Genomic DNA, 22,519 nt, shown 5'->3' with positions numbered 1-22,519 from the left:
GCTGGGGGAGGGCAGGAAAGCCACTTTCCGGCCCTCACAGGGCAGGAAAGTGGCTTTCCTGCCCTCGCGTGCGGAACCGCTGCCGGCTATGAGACGCGGTTGTCGAGGTACTGCAACAGCTCGTGCGCGGCCAGCTCGACGTCCTTGTGCCCCCACTCGGCCGCCCGGTAGTGGCAGGCGATGATGCCCATCCGGTGAACCCGCCGGAAGTCGCCCAAGATGAACGCGTAGCGGGCCTTGGTGTCGTCGGTCGCGCCGTCGGTGAGGCCCAGGTGCCACTGGCCGTACTCGTTCCACGAGTGCTTCTCCAGGTACGCCGTGCCGTCCGCGGCGGAGGGTGCGACCTCGTTCCACCGGCTGCGCAGGACGTACTGGCGTGCGTCGATGCGGGCCCGCGCGAACGCGACGGCGGCTGGGTTGACCGAGTAGGACGCCATCGGGACATCGTGGCGCACCTCGTGTGGGAGGGTCGGGTCGTGTCACCCGTTCGTCGACGCGCCCTGCTGGCCGGGCTCGGGCTGCTGGCGGCCGGCTGCGCCAGCACCCTGCCACCCGCACCTGCGCCTCAGCCGCCGGCGCGGGCGACCCGTGTCCACTCGGCAGCCCGCGGCACCGAAGTGAACCTGGTGATCACCAGACCGACCGGTGCTCCCGACGGCTTGCCTGTATGCGTCGCGCTGCACGGCCGCGGATCGAACGCCGGGTTCCTCGAAGGCATCGGGCTGCAGGCCGCGCTCGACGACGCCGTCCGGGCCGGGGTGGCGCCGTTCGCCGTCGCCGCGGTCGACGGCGACCACTACTGGGTCGACGTCGGCACCGGTGACGACCCGCAGCGCATGCTCGCCGACGAGCTGCCGGGGTGGCTGGTCGAGCGCGGGCTGGGGCCGGTCGCGGCGGCGTTCGGCATCTCGATGGGCGGGTTCGGCGCGCTGCGGTACGCCCGCGACCACCCGGAGCTGCGCGCGGTGGCCGTGTGCAGCGCTGCGCTGTTCCTGAGCTGGGGCGACGCCGCCGCGCGCAAGGTGTTCGCCGACCGCGCGCAGTGGGAGAGCCACGAACCGCTGCGGCACACGCAGGAGGTGCGCGTGCCGACCGGGGTGTGGTGCGGCAACGGCGACCCGTTCCTGCAGGCCGCCCGCGACTACGCGCAGGCGGCGTCACCCGAGGTCGTCCGGCTCACCGAAGGCGGCCACACGAACGAGTACTGGCAGGGTGTGCTGCCGGAGGTGCTCGCCTTCGTCGGGCAGCGGATCACGCGGTGACCGGCACGGGGACGCGGACCGGCGCCGGGCGGGAGCCGCGCGCGCACGCCCACGAGCCCAGCAGCACCAGCGCCAGCCCGACCACCGAGCCGACCCCCACCGGCTCGGCCAGCACGGTCGCCCCGTAGGCCACCGCGAACGGCGGCGAGAGGTACGCGACCAGGCTCGCGCGCTGCGCGCCGACCTCCCCGATGAGGCGGTTGTAGATCACGAACCCGGCCGCGGTGCAGACCGCGGCGAGCACGACCAGCGCCGCCACCGCGCTGAACGTCGGCGGCTGCGCGGGCAGCGAGGCCACGGCGAACGGGGCGAGCACGACGGTGGAGACGGCCATCGTCGCGCCGGTGATCGCGATCGGGTTCACGCCGGGCAGCAAGCGTCGCACGAGGACCATCCCGAGCCCGTAGCAGACCGCGGCGGCCATGATCATCGCGATGCCCGCGGGGTCGGCCTGCGCGCCGGCGCCGGGCAGCCCCACCAGCGCCGCGACCCCGGCGAGCCCGATCACGATCCCGGCCACCGACAGCGCGTTCGGCCGGCCGAGCCCGATCCCCGCCGCGATCAGCACCATCCAGATCGGCTGCGTGGAGATGAGGATCCCGGTCAGCCCGGAGTCGACCCCGCGCTGGCCGATGCCGATCAGCAGGAACGGCACCGCCAGCTGGAACGTCGCCACGACCACGACCGCACGCCAGCGGCCGGCCAGCGCCGCCCGTCGCCGCCACGCGAGCGGCGCGAGCAGCAGCGCCGCGCCGCCCGTGCGGCCGGCGGCCACGACAGCCGGCCCGAACGATTCCAGCGCGATGCTGATGAACAGGAACGACGCTCCCCAGATCGCGGAGAGCAGCAGCAACCAGGACCAAGCACGGACGGACATGGACCGACTGTGCGACGCGCACGGCTTCCTCGGTAGCTGTCAATTCCGGACTGGCCTTTAAGCTCAGCTTCATGCTCGACCTCAACCGGTTGCGTGTCCTGCAGGAGGTCGCCCGCGGCGGGAGCTTCTCGGCGGCGGCGCGTGCGCTGCACATCACACCGTCCGCCGTGTCGCAGCAGATCTCCGCGCTGGAACGCGGCATCGGCGTGCCGGTCGTGACGCGGGGGGCGCGCGGGGTGACGCTCACCGACCCCGGCCGGCTGCTCGTGCAGGCCGTCGACAACCTCACCGGCGACCTGCGCCACGTCGAGCGGCACCTCGCCGCCTACGCCGACGGCGACAGCGGCCGGCTCGCCATCGCGTCCTTCCCGAGCGCGGGCCACAGCCTGCTGCCGCTCGCGCTGGCGCCGCTCACCCGGCGACCCGACGTCGAGGTGACCGTGCGGGAGGCCGAGACGGAGCAAGCGGTACCGCTGCTGCGGGCCGGGGAGGTCGACCTCGCGCTCGTCTACCACAACTTCACGCTCGACCCGCCGCGTGAGTGGGCCGCCGACCTGCACTACACACCCGTCCTGCACGAGGAGTTCTTCGCGGTCGTGCCGGCGACGCACGCCTTCGCCACTCGCGACCGGCTCCGGTTCGGCGAGCTCGCCGACGAGTGGTGGGTGCACGGCACGGGCCTGTTCGCCGCGCAGATCGACGCGTACTGCGCAGCGGCCGGGTTCCGGCCGAAGGCCGCGTGCCGCAGCGCCGATACGACGTTCATGCAGACGATGGTCGCCGCCGGGGTCGGCGTGGCGATCATGCCGGCGGTGGCCGTCGCCCGCCACCTCGACGGGATCGTCGCCGTTCCGATCGACGAGCCGCCGATGCGGCACGTCGGCGTGCTGCACCGCCGCGATCGCTGGCAGCCACCGCTCGCGGTCGAGCTGGTGGAGCTGCTGGGCAGCACCGCCCGCGCCCTGACGGTCCCCGGCACCCGCCCGTGACCGTCGACAACGACGTTCTGGCTGTTGTTAGCGCTCACGAACAGCCGAAACGTCGTTGTCGACGTGTTGCCGGACGGCCGCGGTGATCCGGTCGACGTCGAAGCGCTCCGCTTGCGGCAGCGGGGCGCCCACCGACTCCCTGGCGCGCGCTGCGGCATCGAGCAGCCGGGCCGCCTCCGCGTGCTCGCCGGCGAGCGCGTGCGCGCCCGCGAGGCCCTCCTGCGCGAGCGCGATCGCACGCGGGTCGCCCGTCGAACGGGCCAGCGCGAGGCCCTCCTCGTGCAGCTCCCGGGCCGTGGCGGCGTCGCCACGCTGCTCCGCGACGAAGCCCAGCTCGGCGACGATCAGCACCGCGCCGGCGTCGAACCCGACGGAGCGGTGCCACCGCAGGATGTACCGGAGATGCCGCTCGGCGTCGTCGAGCCTGCCCTCGCGGCGCGCGCCGAGCGCGAGCCCGGTCTGTGCGTACATCTCGCCGGTCGTGAAGCCCTGCTCGACGGCCAGCCGCCGGGCGCGTTCGTGCAGCTCGTCGGCACGCCGGAAGTCGCCGGTCAGCAGCGCCGTGCGGCCGAGCCACGAGAGCTGGTAGGACACCTCCGGCCAGAGTTCGAGCTCCTCGGCCCTGCGCAGCGCGGTGGTGTACAGCCGCTCGGCTTCCGGGTAGTCGCCGACCATCGAGGTGAGCGCACCGAGCGCGAACGCCGCCAGCACCTGGCCCCAGCGGTCGCCGACCTCGTCGAACAGCTCGGCGCCCAGCCGGGCCGACCGTTCCGCCGCGTCGCGCTCGCCGTGCGACATCAACTGGCTGGTCCGGTCGCACGCGGCGGCGCCGAGTCCCCACCGGTCGTCGAGCTCCTCGAAGGCGGCCTGCGCGGCGAGCGTGCAGGCCTGCCCGGCCGCCATGTCGCCGATCGTGGTCAGCACGTAGCCGAGGAACCAGCGGGCCCGCGCGGCCGGCCCGCTGACCTCGAGCGGAGCGTCGTGGGCCGGCTTCAGCGTGTCGACGGCCCCACCGGCGAGCACGGCGAACCCGTCGTGCCACGCGGTGACCTGCGCACGGACCGCGGGATCGCCGCCGGGCACCGCGAGCGCGGCCTGCGCGGCCCGTTGCGCCTCCCCCAGCCGCCCGCGCAGGAACCAGAACCAGCACAGCGCCGCGACGAGCCGCAGCGCGAGATCGGCGTCGCCGGCGCGGACCGCGGTGTCCAGCGCCCCACGCATGTTCGCGGCTTCCAGCTCCATGCGGTCGAGCCATTCGCGCTGGTCGGGCCCGCGCAGCCGGTCGTCGGCGTGGGCCGCGAGCCCGGTGTGGAAGCGGGCGTGCTGCAGCCGGAGCGCGTCCAGCTCGCCGGCTTCCCCCGCCTTCCGGAGCCCGAACTCGGCGACCGACTGCAGGAGTCGATAGCGCGGCACGTCGGCGTGCTCCGACACGACCACGAGCGAGCGGTCGACCAGTCTTGCGAGCAGGCCGAGCACCTCGGACCCGGCGACCCCGTCACCGGCGCAGACTTCCTCGGCGGCATCGAGGCCGCACCCGTCGGCGTGCACCGCCAGCCGTCGCAGCACGACCTGCTCGGCAGCGGTGCAGAGCTGCCAACTCCAGTCGATCATGTCCTGGAGGGTGCGGTGGCGGGCCGGCGCGTCCCGCCGGCCCGAGGCGAGCACCCCGAAGCGGTCGTCGAGCCGGCGCAGGAGCGCGTGCACCCCCAGCGCCCGGACGCGCGTGGCGGCCAGCTCGATCGCGAGCGGGATCCCGTCGAGACGGCGGCAGATGGCCGCGACGGCAGGCGCGGTGCGCTCGTCGAGGACGAACCCGGGGGCCGCGGCGGTGGCCCGCTCGACGAAGAGCGCGGCGGCACCGGACGCCCGCACCGAGGGCAGCCCGTCCGATCCGGGCAGGTCCAGCGGCGGGACGGCGAGCACCACCTCGCCCGCGACACCGAGCGGTTCCTGGCTGGTCGCGAGGATCCGCAGGCCGGGGGCGGAGCGCAGCAGCCGGGCCACGAGCGTCGCGACGGCCCCGACCACCTGCTCGCAGTTGTCCAGCACGAGCAACGCCGTGGACGGGCGGAGCACCTCGGCGATGCGGTCGGGCAGCGCGCCCTCCTGCCTGATCTCCCCCTGCCTGATATCCAGGGCCGCCGCCACGACGTCGGCGACGTACACGTCGGGCTCCTCGGTGCAGAGGTGCCGCTCGACGCCGGCCAGCTCGACGAGGTGCGCGTCCGGCGCGCCGCGCGCCACCTCCAACGCCAGGCTGGTCTTGCCGACCCCGCCCGGCCCCACGAGAGTGACCAGCCGGGAGCGCTCCAACGCGGCCGTGACGCCGGCCTGCGCGGCTTCGCGGCCGACCAACTGCGTGACGGGCGCCGGCAGCGTGCCGCGCGGGTGGCCGGGGGCGTCCAGCAGCGGGTCCTGGCGCAGGATCGCACCCTGCAGCGCGACGAGCTCGGGGCCCGGTTCGATGCCCAGCTCGGCGGCCAGCGCCCCGCGCAGGCCCGTGAACGCCTCCAGCGCCTCCTGCTGCCGTCCAGCGCGGTAGAGCGCGCGCATCTGCAGCGCGCGAAGAGACTCGCGGGCGGGATGCTGCGCTATCAGCTCCGCGAGCTCGCCGACCAGCAACGCGTGCTCGCCCAGCTCCAGCCGGGCCGCCGCGGCGGCCTCGGTCGCGGCCAGCAGCTCCTCGCCGAGGCGGGCCGCCTGCGCCGCGGCGAACGGCTCGCCCGCGACGTCGGCGAGCGCCGGCCCACGCCACAGCGCCAGCGCGTCGGCCAGCAGCGCGGCGCGGCCACGCGCGTCGGCGGTCGCGAGCGCGCGAGCGGTCAGCTCCCGGAACCGCTGGACGTCGATCGCACCCGGCTCGACCCGCAGCGCGTAACCGGACGGCTGCCACACCACCAGAGAGCGCGCCCCCGGCTGCCCGGCGTCGAGCGCCTTGCGCAGCTGCGAGACCTTCGTCTGGACGGTGTTGCCGGGGCTGCCGGGCGGGTGCGCGCCCCACAGGTCCTCGACGATCCGGTCGACCGGCACCGGACGGCCCTCGTGCAGCAGCAGGTCGACCAGCAACGCGCGCACCTTCGACTCGGGCACGGGCACCGGCCGCCCGTCGTCGGCCCACACGGCCAGCGGCCCCAACACCCCGAAACGCACGCCTCGACGGTAACTTCCCCACCGTTTTGGGCACATGCGCGCTCCCCGGGCGCGCATCCACCCAAAACGGTGGGGAAGTCGGCCGTGCGTGGACCCGCAGCGTTCCGTGCGCGGCCGTGGGCACGGTTGCCGGCATGACAGCCCCTACTGCAACCACCGGCGCACCGGTGACCGTCATCGGGCTCGGCCCGATGGGCCAGGCGATGGTGCGCACCTTCCTCGACCACGGCCACCCCACCACCGTCTGGAACCGGACGGCCGCCCGCGCCGACGACGTCGTCGCCCGCGGTGCCGTGCTCGCCGCGACCCCGGCCGAGGCAGTGGCAGCGAGCGAGCTGGTGGTGCTCAGCCTCACCGACTTCGCAGCGATGTACGAGATCCTCGGCGACGTCCACGACGAGCTGAAGGGCCGCGTCGTGGTCAACCTCAGCTCCGACACCCCCGAACGCTCCCGCGAGGCCGCGGAATGGCTGGCCGAACGCGGCGCCGAGCTGCTCGTCGGCGGGATCATGGTGCCGGCCGTGCTGGTCGGCACCGAGGCGGCGTTCGTGTTCTACAGCGGCCCGCGAGCCGTCTTCGACGCACACGAGCCGGCGCTGCGCCGGATCGGACGGCCCGACTACCGCGGCACCGACCACGGCCTCGCGCAGCTCTACTACCAGGCGCTGCTCGACCTGTTCCTCACCACGCACGTCGCGTTCCTGCACGCCGCGGCGCTCGTCGGGACGGCGGGGGAGAGCGCGACGACGTTCGCGCCCTACGCCGTGCAGAACCTGGAGCTGCTCGCGCAGCTGGTGCCGGCCGAGGCGGCAGCGATCGACGCCGACGACCACCCCGGAGACCAAGGCACGGTCGCGATGATGGGCGCCACCGCCGAGCACGTCCTGGCCGCGACCCGCAGCGCCGGGCTCGCCGACGGCCTGCCCGCCGCCGTCCACGAGATCTACCGGCGCGCCATCGCGGCGGGCCTCGCGACCTCCGCCGCGTCCAGCATGATCGACGTCATCCGCACCCCGTAGAACAAGAAACTTCCCCACCGTTTTGCCAATCTGCATGCCCCGCAGGGTCTGCAAGTTGGCAAAACGGTGGGGAAGTTGGGGGTCAGGCTGCGGTGGAGGCCTTGGTGGTGGTGGTGGTGCTGCTGCTGTCGGGTGCGTTCTCGGGGAAGTGGCACGCGACCCGGTGGCCCGTCACCAGCTCGGCGAGCGGCGGCTCCGTGGTCGAGCAGACCTCCTGCGCCTTCCAGCAGCGCGTGTGGAACCGGCAGCCCGACGGCGGCCCGATCGGGCTGGGCACGTCGCCGGTGAGCAGGATGCGCTCGCGCTTGTGCCGCCGCTCCGGGTCGGGCACCGGCACGGCCGACATCAGCGCAACCGTGTACGGGTGCATCGGCTTGTCGTAGACCCCGGCCCGCTCGCCCAGCTCGACGATCTTGCCGAGGTACATCACCGCAACCCGGTCGGAGACGTGTCGCACCACCGACAGGTCGTGCGCGATCATGACGTAGGTCAGGTCGAGCTCGTCCTGCAGGTCCTCGAGCAGGTTGATGACCTGCGCCTGGATCGAGACGTCGAGCGCGGAGACCGGCTCGTCGGCCACGATCAACTTCGGCCGCAGCGCGAGGGTCCGCGCGATGCCGATGCGCTGGCGCTGCCCGCCGGAGAACTCGTGCGGGTAGCGGTTGTAGTGCTCGGGGTTGAGCCCGACCAGCGACAACAGCTCCTGCACGGCCTTCTTGATCCCACCGGGCGGGGTGACGCCCTGGATGTGGAACGGCGCCCCGACGATCGTGCCGACCGTGTGCCGCGGGTTCAGCGACCCGTACGGGTCCTGGAAGACCATCTGGATGTCGCGCCGCAGCGGCCGCATCTCACGCGGCTTCAGGTGGGTGATGTCGCGCCCGTTCAGCGTGATCGTGCCCGCGGTCGGGTCGATCAGCCGCGTGAGCAGCCGCCCGGTCGTCGTCTTGCCGCAGCCCGACTCGCCCACCAGGGAGAGCGTCTCGCCCTTGAACACCTCGAAGTCGAGCCCGTCCACCGCCTGCACCGCGGCGACCTGCCGGCGCAGCAGCCCCGCCCGCACCGGGAAGTACTTCTGCAGGCCGCTCGCGGAGAGCAGCACCTCACGAGGCTTGGTCGCCGCCGAAGTGGAATCGGCTTCGGGCGACGCCGGCTCGGCCACATCGGTCTTGGCCACGTCGACCTTGGCCGGCTCGACCTCGGCCGGGTCGACCTTGCCGCTTTCGTCACTCATTTCCGACCCACGTCCTCAGAGCTTCGGTTTGATCTCGGATTCCCAGATCCGCTGGCGTTCCTCCGCCGGGAGGTGGCAGGCGACGGTGTGCCCGATGCCGACCTCCTGGTAGTCGGGACGCACGGTCTCGCTTTCGCCGTGGTTGAGCCCGGCGTAGCTGCAGCGCGGATGGAACGGGCACCCGGACGGGACGTTGATCAGGCTCGGCGGGTTGCCCTTGATCGGCATCAGCCGCTCGGTGCGGTCGCGGTCCCAGCGGGGCAGCGAACCGAGCAGCCCCCACGTGTAGGGGTGCTGCGGCCGGTAGAAGATGTCGTGCGCCGGCCCGTGCTCGACGGAACGGCCCGCGTACATCACCAGGATGTCGTCGGCCAGCTCGGCGACCACGCCGAGGTCGTGCGTGATGATCACGACCGCCGAGTCGAACTCGGCCTGCAGGTCCCTGATCAGGTCGAGGATCTGCGCCTGCACGGTGACGTCGAGCGCCGTGGTGGGCTCGTCGGCGATCAGCAGGCTGGGGTTGCACGAGAGCGCCATCGCGATCATGGCGCGCTGGCGCATGCCACCGGAGAACTGGTGCGGGTAGTCGTCGATCCGCACCTTCGGGTTGGGGATGCCGACCCGGTCGAGCATGTCGATGGCGCGCTGCCGCGCCGCCTTCTTGCTGACGGCGTTGTGGATCCGGTAGGCCTCCATGATCTGGTGGCCGACCGTGTAAAAGGGGTGCAGCGCGGAGAGCGGATCCTGGAAGATCATCGCCATGTCCTCGCCGCGGAGCTCACGCACCCGCTCCGGGCCGGCGCCGACGAGCTCCTCGCCGTTCAGCTTGATCGAGCCGGTGATCCGCGCGGTGCCCGGCTTGTGCAGGCCCATGATCGACAGGCTGGTCACGCTCTTGCCGGAGCCCGATTCGCCGACGATGCCCAGCCGCCTGCCCCGCTCCAGCGTGAACGAGAGCCCGTCGACGGACTTCACCACGCCGTCGTCGGTGGGGAAGTGCACGCGCAGGTCCTCGACCTCCAGCAGCGGCGGCGTGCCGGGTTCGCGCGCCGCGCGCTTCTCGGCCTCGTCGAGGCCGGTCCCGAGCCCTGAGGGCGCCACGAAGATGTCCTCTCCTCCGGTGTCGGTCATGTGCGCACCCGCGGGTCGACGACCGCGTAGAGCAGGTCGACGACGAGGTTGGCCAGCACGATGAAGAACGCGGCGACGAGCGTCACGCCCAGCACCTTCGGCAGGTCCTGGTTGGTGATGGCGTCGATCGCGTACTTGCCGAGGCCGTTGAGGGAGAACGTGCTCTCGGTCAGCACCGCGCCGCCCAGCAGCAGCCCGACGTCCAGACCGAAGATCGTGAGGATCGGGGTGAGCGCCCCCCGTAGACCGTGCTTCACGACGACGTCCCGCTCGGTGAGGCCCTTGGCGCGCGCGGTGCGCACGAAGTCCTCGTTCATGGTCTCGAGCATGCCCGCGCGCGTGAGCCGGGCGTACTGCGCGGAGAGCAGCAGCGCGAGCGTCACCCACGGCAGGATGAGCGCGTAGGCCCAGGCCGCGGGGTTCTCGGCGAAGTCGACGTACGTGCCGCCCGGCGCGGTCCAGCCGAGGAAGTAGCTGAAGAAGGTCAGCGACACCAGACCGGTGAAGAAGATCGGGAGCGAGACACCGCCGAGCGCGATCGTCATCGCGGTGCGGTCGAAGATGCTGCCGCGGCGCAGTGCGGACACGACGCCCGTCGTGACGCCGAAGATCAGCCAGATCACGGCGGCACCGAAGACCAACGACATCGTCACCGGGGCCCGGTCGAGCAGGTCGGGCCACACCGGCTGGTTGGTGATGTACGAGTAGCCGAAGCACGGGGCCGGGCACTGCGCGATGCCGGTGCCCAGGTCGATCGTCGAGCCGACGAAGACACCCTTCAGCCAGTTCAGGTACTGGATGTAGATCGGGTCGTAGAAGCCGAGCCGCTCGGCGATGAGTTTGATCGTCTCCGGGGTCGCGGCACGACCGACGTAACGCCCGGCCAAGGTCTCAGGGCTGCCGCCCGAGGCGATCTGCGGGATCACGAAGAAGATCGCGAACGTGACCGCGCTGACGATCAGCAGCAGGATCACCGCTGCGATGAGACGTCTGACGATGTATGCAACCACTGTGGATGGCCCGGACGGCCGGGCCGGGGCGGATCACCCCGGCCCGGCCGTCCGTGGGCCTTCACCTACCTCACACGCTCGAAGGACGGACGACGAAGGTCACTCGAGGCCGAGTGCGGTGTAGTCGTACATCCCGTACTGCTCGTTGATGTAGACGTTGGTCAGGCCCTTGCCGCGGACGACGAGTGCCTTCGCGTACGTGCCCGGCAGGATCACGGCTTCCTGCATGATGCGCTTGTCGATGTCGGTCGCGAGCTTCTCACGCTGCGCCTCGTCGGGGCTGGCCACCATCTGGTCGAGCATCTGGTCGACCTCGGGGATCCGCACGGAGATGTTCGACGAGCCACCGGTCTCCTTGATCACCCGGCTGTCGGTGATCTGGGAGAGGAACGCGAACGGGTCGTTCCAGTCGGTCTGCCAGCCGTTGACGACCAGGCCGAGGCCCTCCTGGCGGGCGTAGGGCGGGCGCCCCGCGGTCCCGGAGAAGTAGTCCTTCTGCGCGAGCGGCTTGGCGTTCACCTGGATGCCGACCCTGGCGAGGCTCTGCTGCAGCGCCTCGGCGACGGCCTTCTCCTTCGGGCGCTCCGCGCGGTACGCGACGTTGGTCGCGAAGCCGTCCGGCTTGCCGCACTTGGCCAGGTGCTCCTTGGCCTTCGCCACGTCGCCGCGGTTGTCCGCGCCGGCGGGGTAGAGGTCGAACTTCTCGTAGCCGGGCACCAGCGGTGGGATCACCGTGGTGGCGACGTCACCACCGGACAGCTCGCCACCGACCGCGGTCTGGTAGGCCACCTTGTCGGTCGCGTACTGCACGGCGATGCGGCAGTCGATGTTGTCCAGCGGCGCGACCTGCGGGTTCACCGAGGTGTACCAGAGCCGCGCGATCGACGGGTTGTCGGTGCGCGCCTTCAGCGTCGGGTCGCCGACGACCCGGCCGAGCGTGGCCGGGCCGACTCCCGTGCCGACGACGTCGACGTGCAGGTCGCCGGAGATCAGGCGGTTGTCGATGTCCTCGGACGCGACGCCGGTCGAGACCTCGATGCGGTCGGGCAGCGCCTTGCGGTTCGGGTCGGTCGCCGGGTCCCAGTTGGGGTTGCGGACCAGCGAGAAGCCCTTGCCGACCTCGACCTTCTCGAACATGTACGGACCCGAGGAGATCACGTGGTCCTTGTAGGCGGCGCCGGTGTCCTTGGCGGCCGGGACCGGTGCGGTCTGCGGCAGCTGGGCGAACTGGTCGAAGTCGCCGAGCGGGGCCTTGAGGTGGAAGACGACGGTGTTGTCGTCGGGCGTCTCGATCGCCGAGGTCGGGTCGACGTCCTTCGACTTGTACGCACCCTGGTAGCCCTCGGGGAAGTTCAGGAGCGCCTTGAAGTACTCCGGCCCGTTCGGGAAGATCTCCTTGTCGTACGAGCGCAGCACCGCGTACTTCACGTCCTTCGACGTGATCACGGTGCCGTCCTCGTACTTCTGGTTCGGCTTGAGCTTGTAGGTCCAGGTCTTGTTGTCGTCGCTCGCGACGCCCGGGCCTTCCGCGAGGTCACCGGCGATCTCGAGGCTCTCCTTGGCCGGCCCGTTCTTGAAGGTGACCAGCGCCTTCGTGTACAGCCGGATGAAGTCCCACGAGTAGCCGTAGTACGTGTCGCCCGGGTCGATCGAGTCCCAGTCGCCGGAGTTGGCGAACTTGAGGGTCCCGCCCTTCTTGTCGGACGGGTTGAAGATCTTGCCGATGGCGGCGTTGGCTGCCGGTGCGGCGCCGGAGCCGGAGCTCCCACCGCCGGTCGTGGTGCCCCCGCCGCAGCCGGCGAGGCCAATGGCAACAACCGCGCCCATGGCGGTCGCCAGCATTGCGCGTTTCTTCATCGAGCCGTTTCACCTCTTTCTTGGTTCGGTTGTCGGCAGGAGCCGGACCGGGAAAACGTCGTGCGCGGGCAGGCGGATCAGCGGGAACGCGGGTCGAGCGCGTCGCGCAGTCCGTCGCCGAACAAGTTGAAGGCGAGCACCGTGATGAAGATGGCGAGGCCCGGCCAGAGCATGAAGTGCGGAAGTGTGTAGAACTTGACGGCGTCGGCGAGCATGCCGCCCCACGTCGCCGTCGGCGGCTTGATACCCACCCCGAGGAACGACAGCGCCGCCTCGAACAGGATGTTCGTGGGGATCAGCAGCGTCGCGTAGACCAGGATCGGGGCGACCAGGTTCGGCAGCAGCTCCTTGGCCAGGATGCGCGGCCCCTTCGCACCGAGGCTGCGCGCGGCGTCGACGAACTCGCGTTCGCGCAGCGAGAGCGTCTGACCGCGGACGATCCGGCCGATGTAGGGCCAGTTGAAGAACCCGATGATGAAGATCAGCAGCGCGATGCGGAGGGTCTCGCCCTCCAGCCCGAACGCGTTGTCGGGGATGACACCGGCCAACGCGATGGCGAAGACGAGCAGCGGGAAGGCGAGGAAGACGTCCATCGCCCGCGCGATCAGGGTGTCGACCCACCCGCCGAAGAACCCGGCGACGACGCCGAGCGTGGTGCCGATCGCGACCGAGAGGATCGTGGCGCCGGTGGCGATGAGCAGCGAGATCCACGAACCCGCGTAGACCCTGGCGAGCAGGTCGCGGCCGTTGAGCGGCTCGATGCCCAGCGGGTGCTCCGCGCTCATCCCGCCGAACGCGTCCTTGGGGGCGAGCGTCGAACCGTCGATGAGCTCCTGGTGGAACTCGTTGGGGCTCACGAGGCCGAAGACGCGGTCGAACAGCAGCGCGCTGATCGCGATGAGGATCAGGACGGCGATGACGATGCCGCCGCCGAGCGCGACCTTGTCGCGTTTGAGCCGGAGCCAGGCGATCTGGCCGAGCGAGCGCCCGACGATCGCCTTGCTGTCGATGCCCTGGATGACGGCTTCGGGCTCTGCTGCGGCCGCGGCCCCGGTGGCCTGTGGTGGTGCGGTCATGCTGGTGTCATACCGCCCTGTGCGGTGGGACCAGCGCATCGGGGGCGCGGCGGGTGTCGCCGTGCCATCGGCATGTAGCAGGCCGCGGGTGAGCCATCAGTTCTCCAAAGAGCTTTGCGGTCCAGCGATCCGGGTCTCGGACAGGCCGCGCGAGGGAAGACCCTAACCGTGGGTACGCGGCATCCGTAAAGCCATGTGCCGTAACGATCCGGCGACTGGATCGATCCTGAGCCCACTTTCCGTTCGAGTGCCGTGACGTTCCGTGATGAACGGTCGGTCGCAAGGCGCTGAACGAGCGGTGTACGCCACAGTAAGGACCGGTCGGGGGATTGCGCTTACCGCCTCCGCCAGGCTGTGAAACCTGCCGCTTCCGCCGCATCCGTGCTGTCGAACCAGGCCTCGGCGCGGGTCCGTCCGAAGTAGGGCGACTCCGGGGTGTGGTAGAGCATCGAGTCGGCGTTGCCCTTGATCGTGAACTCCGGGGTGGGCGCGGCGCCGTCCGCGGCGGGCTTCGCGGAGCCCGGGTACGGGCCCGGCTCGTACGACGGCGCCTCCGCGACCGCAACGGCGCTCACCTTCTTGCGGGTCCACGCGGTGAAGCCGGCGGCCTCGGCGTCGGCGGGGGAGCGGAAGAACGCCTCCGCCTTCGTGCGGCCGTAGTACGGCGACTCCGGCGTGTGGTAGAGCTTCGACCCCGCGTTGCCCTTGATCGGGAACTCCGCGCCGGGCGGTGTCCCGTCCGGCGCAGGACCGGCCGAACCGGGGCCGAACGGCTCCGCTGTCGCCTTGATGGATGCCTTCGAGGGCGCCTTCGCAAGTGCCGTCGCGGTCGTGACGCCGGCGATGGTGAGTGCCGAGGTGCCGGACGACGAGCTGGAGCTCTCGGTGCTGGTGGATTCGGCCTTGGGGCTTCCGGCCTCGGGGCTTTCGCTCTTGGCGGTCTCGGTCTCGGGTGCGTCGCTCGCGGGGGTTGCGGTGGCTTCCTCGGCGGGCTCCGGGGTTTCCCGCTCCGTTGCCTCGACGGGTGCCGGCTGCTCGACGTCCGCCGTGGCCGTGTCGGTCGGCTCGGTCGGCTCGGCAGTCGGGGCGACGGCAGCCTCGGCGGGCTCCGCGGCCGGGACGGGCTCGGCTGCCGGTACCGCAGCGTCCGGTCGCTCGATCACGGTGGTGGCTTCCGCGGCCGGCTCCGGCGCTGAGTCTGGCTCCGGCTCTGGGCGCTTGATCACGGTCGTGGCGTCGTCCGACGGCTGCCCTTCTGCTGCCTGGGTTTCTGCCGCCTGCGGTTCATCGGCCTGCGGTTCATCGGCCTGCGGTTCATCGGCCTGCGGTTCATCGGCCTGGGCCGAGACGACGGGGAACGCGGTTGTGGGCGCATCCGACCCGGGCGGCTCGGTTGCCTCCGGCGCCGGCGTGACCGGGGCGAGGCCCGCGGCGCCCAGCGCCGCCGCTGCGATACCACCCGCGGGGGTGGGGGTGCGTTCGGTGACCACCGGCAGCTCGGTCGTCACGGCGGCGGCGTCGCCGTCAGCGGAGTGCCGGCCCGTGCTGAACCCGGCGTCGAGGGTGCTGAGCGCGGGGTCGACCGCGGGGAACCGCTCGGTCACCGCGTCGTCGACGGCGGGCGCGGCAACCGGGGCGGCCACGGCCGCCGTCTTGTCCTCACCTGCGGCATCGGTGCGCGGCTGCGGCCGGGCGGCCGCGAGCCTGCGCTGCTGCGGCAGCACGAGGAACAGCCAGGCGAGCAGCACGCCGACGGCGAAGGCGATCAGGTACCAGAGCCAGGTCTGACCGTAGAGCCACGACACGGGGAACGTCCTCCAGGGGAAGTGGATGAAGAGAAAGGTCAGTTCGTGGCGCTGGAATCTGCGCGCGCTTCTTCTGCTGTGTCCTGCTCGTCTGGGGCCTGCTGGTCGGCCGCCTGCTTGAGCGGCCGGGCCCAGAACAGCCACCCGGCGAGCACGCCGAGCAGGAGCGCGACGACGATCCAGACCCAGATCTGGGTGAACAACCAGAGCACGGAGCTACCTCTCTCAGACGACGGTGATCTCGACGCGGCGCCCGGCCGCCTGCATGGCCGGGTTGGTGCCCTCGCCGAGGCCCCGCGCCGTGATCTGACCAGCGGGGACGCCGCCGGCGACAAGTGCGTCGCGGACCGCTCCCGCGCGGCGGTCGGAGAGCTGCTGCGCGGTGAAGCGGCCGTCGCCGGGGCCGGTCGCGACGTACCCGTCGATCTGGACCTTCGCGCCCGGGTTGGCGACGAGCAGCGCGAGCACGTCGCCGACGGTCGCGCGGCCCTGCGCGGTCAGGTCGGGGACGTTCGGCCCGAACGTGATCGGGCTCGCCGCCAGCAGCTTGCTGATCCCGGCCTGCAGGTTCTGCTTCGCCGTTGCGTCCAGCTCCGCGGGTGCGGCGGTCACCGGGGCCGGGGGCTCGGCGGGCGCGGGCTCGGCCGGCACCGCGGGCGGCGGGGCGGCGGCGGGCGGGACCGGCGGCTCGGCCGGGGCGGGCACCGCGCCCTGGTCCGCCGGTCCGCCGAACGCGGCCACGCGGATGCCGTTGATGCCCTCCACCGCGGCGAGCGCGCGCTGCTGCTCGGCCTCGGTGACGCCGGAGATGGTGGCGTCGCGACCGGAGACCTGCAGGCTCGCGCCGGTGAACCCGGCCGCGGCGAGCGCCTGGTTCGCCTGCGCGGCGAGGTCGCTCTCGATCTGCTGTCGCGGCCACAGCAACGTCACCCCGGCCAGCACGGTGGGGACGACCAGTCCGGCGGCCGCGAGGGGCAGCCACGCCGGTCGTCGGTCGGGGGATCGGTCGCTCGCACGCTCGCCCACAGGGCCCTCGCATTTCGTCTTGGATCGGGTTGCCGGCGTTCCGACGCTGTACTGCGATGACGTCGTCACCGCCTGTGACGGCTCGAACAGTTGACCATGGAGATAACGGCAGGGTGACAGGGCGGATACGGGTTGCCGTGTGCCCGATCGGGTGCGATCAGCGGTCGCGCTGATCCGACGACCGGTCCACCGGGACCGTCCAACTGGACCAGTGGGGGCCGCGTGGGGCGACTCGCGTCACCCGGCCTTGGCGGGTTCCGGGATCGGGATGAAGACTGCAGATCGACACCGCCGTCGATGGAGAGGACTCCGCAGATGCCCGACACCCAGCAGCGCACCGCGATCGTGACCGGAGCGGCGCGGGGGATCGGCGCGGCCACCGCGCTGCGCCTGGCTGCCGACGGCCTCGCTGTCGCCGTGATCGACCTCGACGAGTCCGCCGCGAAGGGCACCGTCGACGCGATCGAGTCAGCGGGTGGACGGGCCCTGGCCGTGGGTGCCGACGTCGCCGACGCCGAGCAGGTGGAAGCTGCAGTCACGCGGGTCGCCGCCGAGCTGGGCGCGCCGACCGTGCTGATCAACAACGCCGGCGTGACACGCGACAACCTGCTGTTCAAGATGTCGGAAACGGACTGGGACACCGTGATGGGCGTGCACCTGCGCGGCTCGTTCCTGATGGCGCGCGCGACGCAGAAGTACATGGTCGAGGCCAAGTGGGGCCGGATCGTCAACCTGTCCAGCACGTCGGCGCTCGGCAACAGGGGCCAGGCCAACTACTCCACGGCGAAGGCCGGTCTGCAGGGCTTCACCAAGACGCTCGCGATCGAGCTGGGCAAGTTCGGTGTGACGGCCAACTGCATCGCGCCGGGCTTCATCGTCAGCGACATGACCCGCGCGACGGCCGAACGCATCGGCGAGGACTGGGACACCTACGTCTCCGCGCGCGCTGCGCAGATCCCCGTCGCCCGTGCCGGGCAGGTGGAGGACATCGCGCACACCGTGGCGTTCTTCGTGAGCGAGGGCGCCGGGTTCGTCTCCGGACAGGTGATCTACGTGGCAGGTGGCCCCAAGGCGTGAGCGCAGGGCCGGATAATCCGGTCCATGCGTTTCATCTTCCGGCCTCCCGCGTCGCACGCGGCCGGCCTGCTGACGCTCCCGTGGGAGCAGCCGCTCGAGGAGTGGGTGGACGACCGGTTACTCGAGGTGGCCCACCGCGGCATCTCCCGGCACGTGGTGCGGTTCGTCGAGACCGACGGGCTGGTCTACGCGCTGAAGGAGATCGACGAGCGGCTCGCCCGCCGCGAGTACCGGCTCCTCGGCGAGCTGGAGACCATGGGCATGCCCGCCGTCTCGGTGCTGGGCGTGTGCGTGGAGCGGGCGAACGGCCAGGACGCGGTGCTGGTCACGCGGTTCCTCGACTACTCGATGTCCTACCGGTACGTCTTCTCGCAGCGCCACCGCGAGCACCCGACCGACCAGCTGATCGACGCGATGGTCGAGCTGATCGCCCGCCTGCACCTCGCCGGCCTCTACTGGGGCGACTGCTCGCTGTCCAACACGCTCTTCCGGCCCGACGCCGGACGGATCGGCGCCTACCTCGTCGACGCCGAGACCGCCGAGATGCACGTCGCGCTCTCCCCGGGGCAGCGGGTGTCCGACATCGAGTACGCCGCCGAGCGGGTCGGTGGTGAGCTGTTCGACCTGCAGGCCGGCGGGTTGCTGCCCGACGACGTCGATCCGATCGAGGTGGCCGCGCAGCTGCCCCGCCGCTACGCAGCGCTCTGGGACGAGCTGACCCGTGAAGAGGTGTTCCGGCCCGACGAGCAGCGCTACCGGGTCGCCGAGCGCATCGACCGGCTCAACGAGCTGGGCTTCGACGTCGACGAGATCGAGCTCATCACGACAGAGGAGGGCACGCGGCTGCGCGTGCACACGCAGGTCGCGCAGACCGGGCGGCACCGCAACCAGCTGTTCGCGCTGACCGGCCTGCAGACGACCGAGAACCAGGCCCGGCGCCTGCTCAACGACGTGCGCAGCTACCGCGGGCACCTCGAGCAGAAGGAGGGCCGGGCCGTCCCGGAGATCGTCGCGGCGCACCGCTGGCGCTCCGAGGTGTACGACCGTGCGCTCGCGCGGGTGCCGGAATCGCTCACCGACCGGCTCGCGCCGGCCGAGATGTTCCACGAGATCCTCGAGCACCGGTGGTTCCTGTCGGAGCTCGCAGGCAAGGACGTCGGGACGACGGCGGCGACGAAGTCGTACGTCGACAAGATCCTGCCCGCGGCGCCGAAGACGCTGACCGTGCTCCCGGAAGCCCCCGGCGTCCCGTCCTGAAAGTTCCCCACCGTTTTGCCAACCTGCATGCCCCCAAGGGCGTGCAAGTAGGCAAAACGGTGGGGAAGTTGGGGGTGTTGCCGGTCGACTTGCCTGTTCGGGGTGCCCGTCGCGACGGTACGAAGGCGTATCCGACGGAGGGGGCTCGATGACCGGGTTCATCGGCAAGCTGGCTGACGACGTGCTCGCCATGGTCGTGCCGAAGGCGCAGGCACGCGCGGCGGGCGGGTGCGCGATCCTGTGCGGCGGCCCGAACACGTGCACCACACCGGTCTGCTGCGCGCGCGGCGGGTCGTTCTGGTGGGTGCGGTTCTGCCGCACCTCGACCGGCGTGTGTTACGAGAAGTTCGGCGACAAGTGCTGACGTCGACCAGCTGACCCGAAATCTCCCCACCGTTTTGGGCACATGCGCGCTCTTTGGGCGCGCATCCACCCAAAACGGTGGGGAAGTTACGGGTGCGTGTCGAGGGTGATCACCTCGTCCAGCCGGTCGAGACCGGCCGGGTCGTGCGTGATCAGGATCAGGGAGCGGCCGGCGGTTGCGGTGAGGATGTCGTCGAGGACGGCGTCGCGCGTGTCGGGGTCGAGGTGGGTGGTCGGCTCGTCGAGCACCAGGAGTCGGGGGTCCGCGAGCAACGCCCGCGCCAGCGCGACCCGCTGCCGCATCCCACCGGAGAGGCGTCCGCCGTGCGTGCCCACCTCGGTGTCCAGGTCGATCCCGCCGTCGACCCCGAGGCGCACCCTGCGCAGCACGTCGGACAGCTCGTCGTCGCCGGCGTCCGGGCGGGCGAGCAGCAGGTTCTGCCGGACGGTGCCGGTGAACAGGTGCGGGTCCTGCGGCATGCCGCTGACCAGCGCCCGCACGTCGTCGGGGGCGAGGCCGGTGAGGTCCATCCCGTCGAGGTGGACGCTGCCGGCGTCGGGGTCGCGGAACCGGAACAGGACGTCGGCCAGCGTGCTCTTGCCCGCCCCGCTCGCCCCGACGATCGCGATGCGCCGGCCGGGTGCGACGTCGAGGTCGAGCCCGTCGAGCGCCCACGGCTCGTCGGGGCCGTAGCGCACCCGCAGCCCGCGGATGCGCAGCCCGGGGTCGGCGGTGCGCGGGCGGGTCGACCGCACCTGCACGGCAGGTGGGGTGTCGAGCACGTCGAACAGCCGCGCCCCGGTGGCGCGCAGCGCGCCGAGCCGGTTCGCCACCGCGGGCAGCGGGGCGACGATCTCGAACGCCGCCAGCGCGGTCAGCGCCAGCACCGCGAACGGCACGGCGCCGAGCGTGCCCCCGGCCACCGCGGCCACCCCGAGCAGCAGGGTCGCCCACAGCGTCAGCCCGGCGACCAGCGCGGACGCCCCCGCGCCTGCCCCGAGCAGCGCGGCGTCGCGGCGCCCCAGCGAGGCCAGCTCCGCGTCCGCCGCCTCGAGGCGCGCGACCGCGCGCGGCATCGCGCCGTACGCCACCAGGTCGGGCGCACCGTGCAGGGTGTCCACCAGCGTGGTCGACAGCGTGGCCGACGCCGCCGCGCGGCGCCGGCCGGGGCCGCGCCCGGCCGCCGCAGCCATCGCCGGGATCGCCACCCCGCCCAGCAGCAGCCCGCCGGCGAGCAGCAGCCCGGCCGGCGCGAGCAGCGCGGTGGCGAGCACGACGGCGCCGGCCCCGGTGGCGAGCGCGGCGAGCGGCGGTGTCAGGCCGCGGATCAGCAGGTCCTGGGTGGCGTCGGTGTCGCCGACGAGCCGCCGCACCAGGTCGCCGGTGCGGAACCGGTGGATCGGCTCGGTGTGCGCGAGCCGCTCGTACACGCGTGCCCGCACGTCGGAGAGCGTGCGCAGGGCGGCGTCGTGGGTGACGAGCCGCTCCAGGTAGCGGGCGAGGCCGCGGGTGACACCCAGTGCCCTGGTCGCCACGACGGCCACCGAGAGCGCGGTGAGCGGCGGGTGCGTCGCCGCGGTCGCGATGAGCCACGCCGCCACCGCGAGCAACGCCAGCCCCGACGCGGTCGCCGCGGCACCGGCCAGTACGCCGAGCGCGAACCGGGTGCCGCGCGGTCGGGCGAGCGCGATCATCCGCAGCAGGGGATCGGTGATCATGCTGACACCCGCTCCCGTCCGCCCGCGAGCTCGACGACGTCGTCGGCGAGATCGGCCCAGCCCTCGTCGTGCGCGACCACGACGGCCGTGCGCCCCCGCACCAGCCGGGCCACCGCGGCCCGGACGAGCGCGGCGTTGTAGGCGTCGAGGTGCGCGGTCGGCTCGTCGAGCAGCACCAGGTCGGCGCCGCCGGTCTCGGCCCGGAGGAACGCCCTGGCCAGCGCGATCCGCTGGCGCTGGCCCGCCGACAGCCGCGTGCCGCGCTCGCCGAGCGGCGTGCCGTACCCCTGCGGCAACGCGCTGATCAGCTCGTGCGCCTCGGCCAGCTCGGCGGCGCGACGCACCTGGGCGTCGCTCGCGTCGGGCTCGCCGAGCCGGATGTTGTCGGCCGCGGAGGCATCGAAGAGGTAGGGCTGCTGCGGCACCCACGCGATGCGCCGCCGCCACGAGTCGGGGTCGGTCTCGGCGAGGTCGAGCGAACCCTGGTCGGTGTCCAGGACGATCGTGCCCGTGGTCGGCGCGACGAACCGCAGCAGCAGCGCGAGCAGGCTGCTCTTGCCCGCCCCGCTCCGGCCCGTGACCAGCAGCGTCCGCCCTTCCGGCACGGCGAGGTCGACGCCCTGCAGTGCGGTGCGCGCACCCGGGTAGGTGAGCGAGACGTCGACGAACCGCACCCGCCGCGGCGCGGGAGCCGGCCCGTGCCCCGGCGGTTCGGGAGGTGCCTCGTCGAGGAGGTCGAGCACCCGCGAGGTGGCCGCGACCCCCTCCTGGCTCGCGTGGAAGCGGGCGCCGACCTCGCGCAACGGCAGGTACGCCTCCGGCGCGAGGATGAGCACGAGCAGCGCCGTCTCCAGGCTCAGCCCGCCGTAGAGCAGCCGCAACCCGACCTCGACGGCCACTACGGCGACGGCGAGCGTGGAGAGCAGCTCCAGCACGAACGCGGAGAGGAAGGCCACCCGCAACGTGCCCATCGTGGCGCTGCGGTGCTCCTCGGTGACCGAGCGGATCAGCGCGGCTTCCGCCTTCGCCCGCCGGAACAGCGCGAGCGTCGGCAGGCCCTCGACGACGTCGAGGAAGTGCCCGCCGAGCCGTTCCAGCAGCCGCCACTGGCGTTGCGTCCGCGCCTGCGTGTGCCAGCCGACCAGCGCCATGAACAGCGGCACCAGCGGCAGCGTCAGGCCGATGACCAGCGCGGAGAGCCAGTCCGCCGTGCCGACGACGGCGAGCACGGCGACCGGCGTGACCACTGCGAGCACGAGCTGCGGCAGGTAGCGCGCGATGTAGTCGTCGAGTGCGTCGAGCCCGCTCGTGGCGAGGGTGGCGACGCCGCCGGCGTCGGTGCTCGTCGGGTCGGCGCCGGGCCGGGTCACGTGCGTGACCAGCTTGCGGCGCAGCTCCGACTTGACGGTGACGGCGCTGCGCAGCGCCGCGGTCTCCGCGCCGTACGCGAGCCCGACCCTGGCCAGCACGACGAACCCGAGCGCCGCGACGGCCGCCCCCACCGTCTCGCCCGCCGTCGCGCCGGCGACCACCCTGGCGATCAGCCACGCCTGCGCCAGCACGAGGCCGGTGAGCGCGACACCGCAGAGGGTCGTCACGGCGAGGTGCACCCTGACGGAGCGGGCGGTGCGGACGAGCCGCGGGTCCAGCGGTCTCATGGTGTGCCT

Annotated in this window: 19 protein-coding genes; 6 read left to right on the top strand and 13 right to left on the bottom strand. The window is 72.3% G+C overall.

The genetic code is table 11. The annotated features are described in order from the left end of the window. Window positions 1–86: 86 nt before the first annotated feature. Entirely contained in the window at window positions 87–437 is a 351-nt protein-coding gene (locus LL648_RS41095; protein ID WP_232668399.1) for a hypothetical protein, read from the bottom strand. Window positions 438–476: 39 nt separating this feature from the next. Between LL648_RS41095 and LL648_RS41090 the strand changes: the two genes are divergently transcribed. Further along, window positions 477–1,262, top strand: a complete 786-nt coding sequence (locus LL648_RS41090) for an alpha/beta hydrolase (RefSeq protein ID WP_232668398.1) — start codon at window positions 477–479, stop codon at window positions 1,260–1,262. On the opposite strand, the gene LL648_RS41085 is transcribed toward LL648_RS41090, so the two are convergent. After that, a complete protein-coding gene (locus tag LL648_RS41085; RefSeq protein ID WP_232668397.1) occupies window positions 1,252–2,139 on the bottom strand; it encodes a DMT family transporter in 888 nt (295 codons plus the stop codon). The two genes, LL648_RS41090 and LL648_RS41085, sit on opposite strands and share 11 nt — an antisense overlap. Before the next feature lie 71 nt (window positions 2,140–2,210). Here LL648_RS41085 and LL648_RS41080 point away from each other — a divergent pair, with 71 nt between their 5' ends. Beyond that, window positions 2,211–3,128, top strand: coding sequence for a LysR family transcriptional regulator (locus LL648_RS41080; protein WP_232668396.1), 918 nt, complete (start codon window positions 2,211–2,213; stop codon window positions 3,126–3,128). A gap of 27 nt (window positions 3,129–3,155) precedes the next feature. On the opposite strand, the gene LL648_RS41075 is transcribed toward LL648_RS41080, so the two are convergent. Further along, window positions 3,156–6,278, bottom strand: coding sequence for a BTAD domain-containing putative transcriptional regulator (locus LL648_RS41075; RefSeq protein ID WP_232668395.1), 3,123 nt, complete (start codon window positions 6,276–6,278; stop codon window positions 3,156–3,158). Window positions 6,279–6,412: 134 nt separating this feature from the next. Between LL648_RS41075 and LL648_RS41070 the strand changes: the two genes are divergently transcribed. Further along, a complete protein-coding gene (locus LL648_RS41070; protein WP_232668394.1) occupies window positions 6,413–7,297 on the top strand; it encodes an NAD(P)-dependent oxidoreductase in 885 nt (294 codons plus the stop codon). Between the two features lie 82 nt (window positions 7,298–7,379). Here LL648_RS41070 and LL648_RS41065 read toward each other — a convergent pair whose 3' ends face one another. The 8 genes from LL648_RS41065 to LL648_RS44710 form a co-directional block, all read right to left on the bottom strand. Next, window positions 7,380–8,531, bottom strand: a complete 1,152-nt coding sequence (locus LL648_RS41065; RefSeq protein WP_232668393.1) for an ABC transporter ATP-binding protein — start codon at window positions 8,529–8,531, stop codon at window positions 7,380–7,382. Between the two features lie 15 nt (window positions 8,532–8,546). Further along, window positions 8,547–9,662, bottom strand: a complete 1,116-nt coding sequence (locus LL648_RS41060; RefSeq protein WP_232668392.1) for an ABC transporter ATP-binding protein — start codon at window positions 9,660–9,662, stop codon at window positions 8,547–8,549. After that, window positions 9,659–10,672 carry an ABC transporter permease gene (locus LL648_RS45630; RefSeq protein WP_308190458.1) on the bottom strand — a complete coding sequence of 338 codons (1,014 nt, stop codon included), beginning with the start codon at window positions 10,670–10,672 and terminating at the stop codon, window positions 9,659–9,661. The genes LL648_RS41060 and LL648_RS45630 overlap by 4 nt, the downstream gene beginning before the upstream one ends. Before the next feature lie 99 nt (window positions 10,673–10,771). Beyond that, the gene (locus LL648_RS41050; RefSeq protein ID WP_232668390.1) at window positions 10,772–12,529 is read right to left on the bottom strand and encodes an ABC transporter substrate-binding protein; all 1,758 of its coding nucleotides are present in this window, start codon (window positions 12,527–12,529) and stop codon (window positions 10,772–10,774) included. A 77-nt stretch (window positions 12,530–12,606) separates the two neighbouring features. After that, window positions 12,607–13,605, bottom strand: coding sequence for an ABC transporter permease (locus LL648_RS41045; RefSeq protein WP_232668389.1), 999 nt, complete (start codon window positions 13,603–13,605; stop codon window positions 12,607–12,609). Window positions 13,606–13,940: 335 nt separating this feature from the next. After that, window positions 13,941–15,410 carry a sunset domain-containing protein gene (locus LL648_RS41040; RefSeq protein ID WP_232668388.1) on the bottom strand — a complete coding sequence of 490 codons (1,470 nt, stop codon included), beginning with the start codon at window positions 15,408–15,410 and terminating at the stop codon, window positions 13,941–13,943. A gap of 38 nt (window positions 15,411–15,448) precedes the next feature. Continuing rightward, entirely contained in the window at window positions 15,449–15,622 is a 174-nt protein-coding gene (locus LL648_RS41035; RefSeq protein ID WP_232668387.1) for a hypothetical protein, read from the bottom strand. 13 nt (window positions 15,623–15,635) lie between these two features. After that, on the bottom strand, window positions 15,636–16,436 hold the full coding sequence (locus LL648_RS44710; protein ID WP_308190457.1) for an OmpA family protein: 801 nt from the start codon (window positions 16,434–16,436) through the stop codon (window positions 15,636–15,638). A gap of 315 nt (window positions 16,437–16,751) precedes the next feature. Here LL648_RS44710 and LL648_RS41025 point away from each other — a divergent pair, with 315 nt between their 5' ends. The 3 genes from LL648_RS41025 (at window position 16,752) to LL648_RS41015 (ending at window position 19,134) form a co-directional block, all read left to right on the top strand. Continuing rightward, the gene (locus LL648_RS41025) at window positions 16,752–17,513 is read left to right on the top strand and encodes an SDR family oxidoreductase (RefSeq protein WP_232668386.1); all 762 of its coding nucleotides are present in this window, start codon (window positions 16,752–16,754) and stop codon (window positions 17,511–17,513) included. 24 nt (window positions 17,514–17,537) lie between these two features. Next, complete coding sequence (locus LL648_RS41020) at window positions 17,538–18,770, top strand: DUF4032 domain-containing protein (RefSeq protein ID WP_232668385.1); 1,233 nt, start codon at window positions 17,538–17,540, stop codon at window positions 18,768–18,770. A 148-nt stretch (window positions 18,771–18,918) separates the two neighbouring features. Then, complete coding sequence (locus LL648_RS41015; protein ID WP_232668384.1) at window positions 18,919–19,134, top strand: hypothetical protein; 216 nt, start codon at window positions 18,919–18,921, stop codon at window positions 19,132–19,134. A gap of 86 nt (window positions 19,135–19,220) precedes the next feature. Here LL648_RS41015 and cydC read toward each other — a convergent pair whose 3' ends face one another. Further along, window positions 19,221–20,852, bottom strand: coding sequence for a thiol reductant ABC exporter subunit CydC (cydC, locus tag LL648_RS41010; RefSeq protein WP_232668383.1), 1,632 nt, complete (start codon window positions 20,850–20,852; stop codon window positions 19,221–19,223). Then, entirely contained in the window at window positions 20,849–22,510 is a 1,662-nt protein-coding gene (cydD, locus tag LL648_RS41005; RefSeq protein ID WP_232668382.1) for a thiol reductant ABC exporter subunit CydD, read from the bottom strand. Before cydD ends, cydC begins: the two co-directional genes overlap by 4 nt. Between the last annotated feature and the right edge of the window lie 9 nt (window positions 22,511–22,519).

This window comes from Pseudonocardia sp. TRM90224 (assembly GCF_021245725.1).
In the GTDB taxonomy this organism is placed as follows: domain Bacteria; phylum Actinomycetota; class Actinomycetes; order Mycobacteriales; family Pseudonocardiaceae; genus Pseudonocardia.
This window is presented reverse-complemented; position numbering and strand designations above follow the sequence as displayed.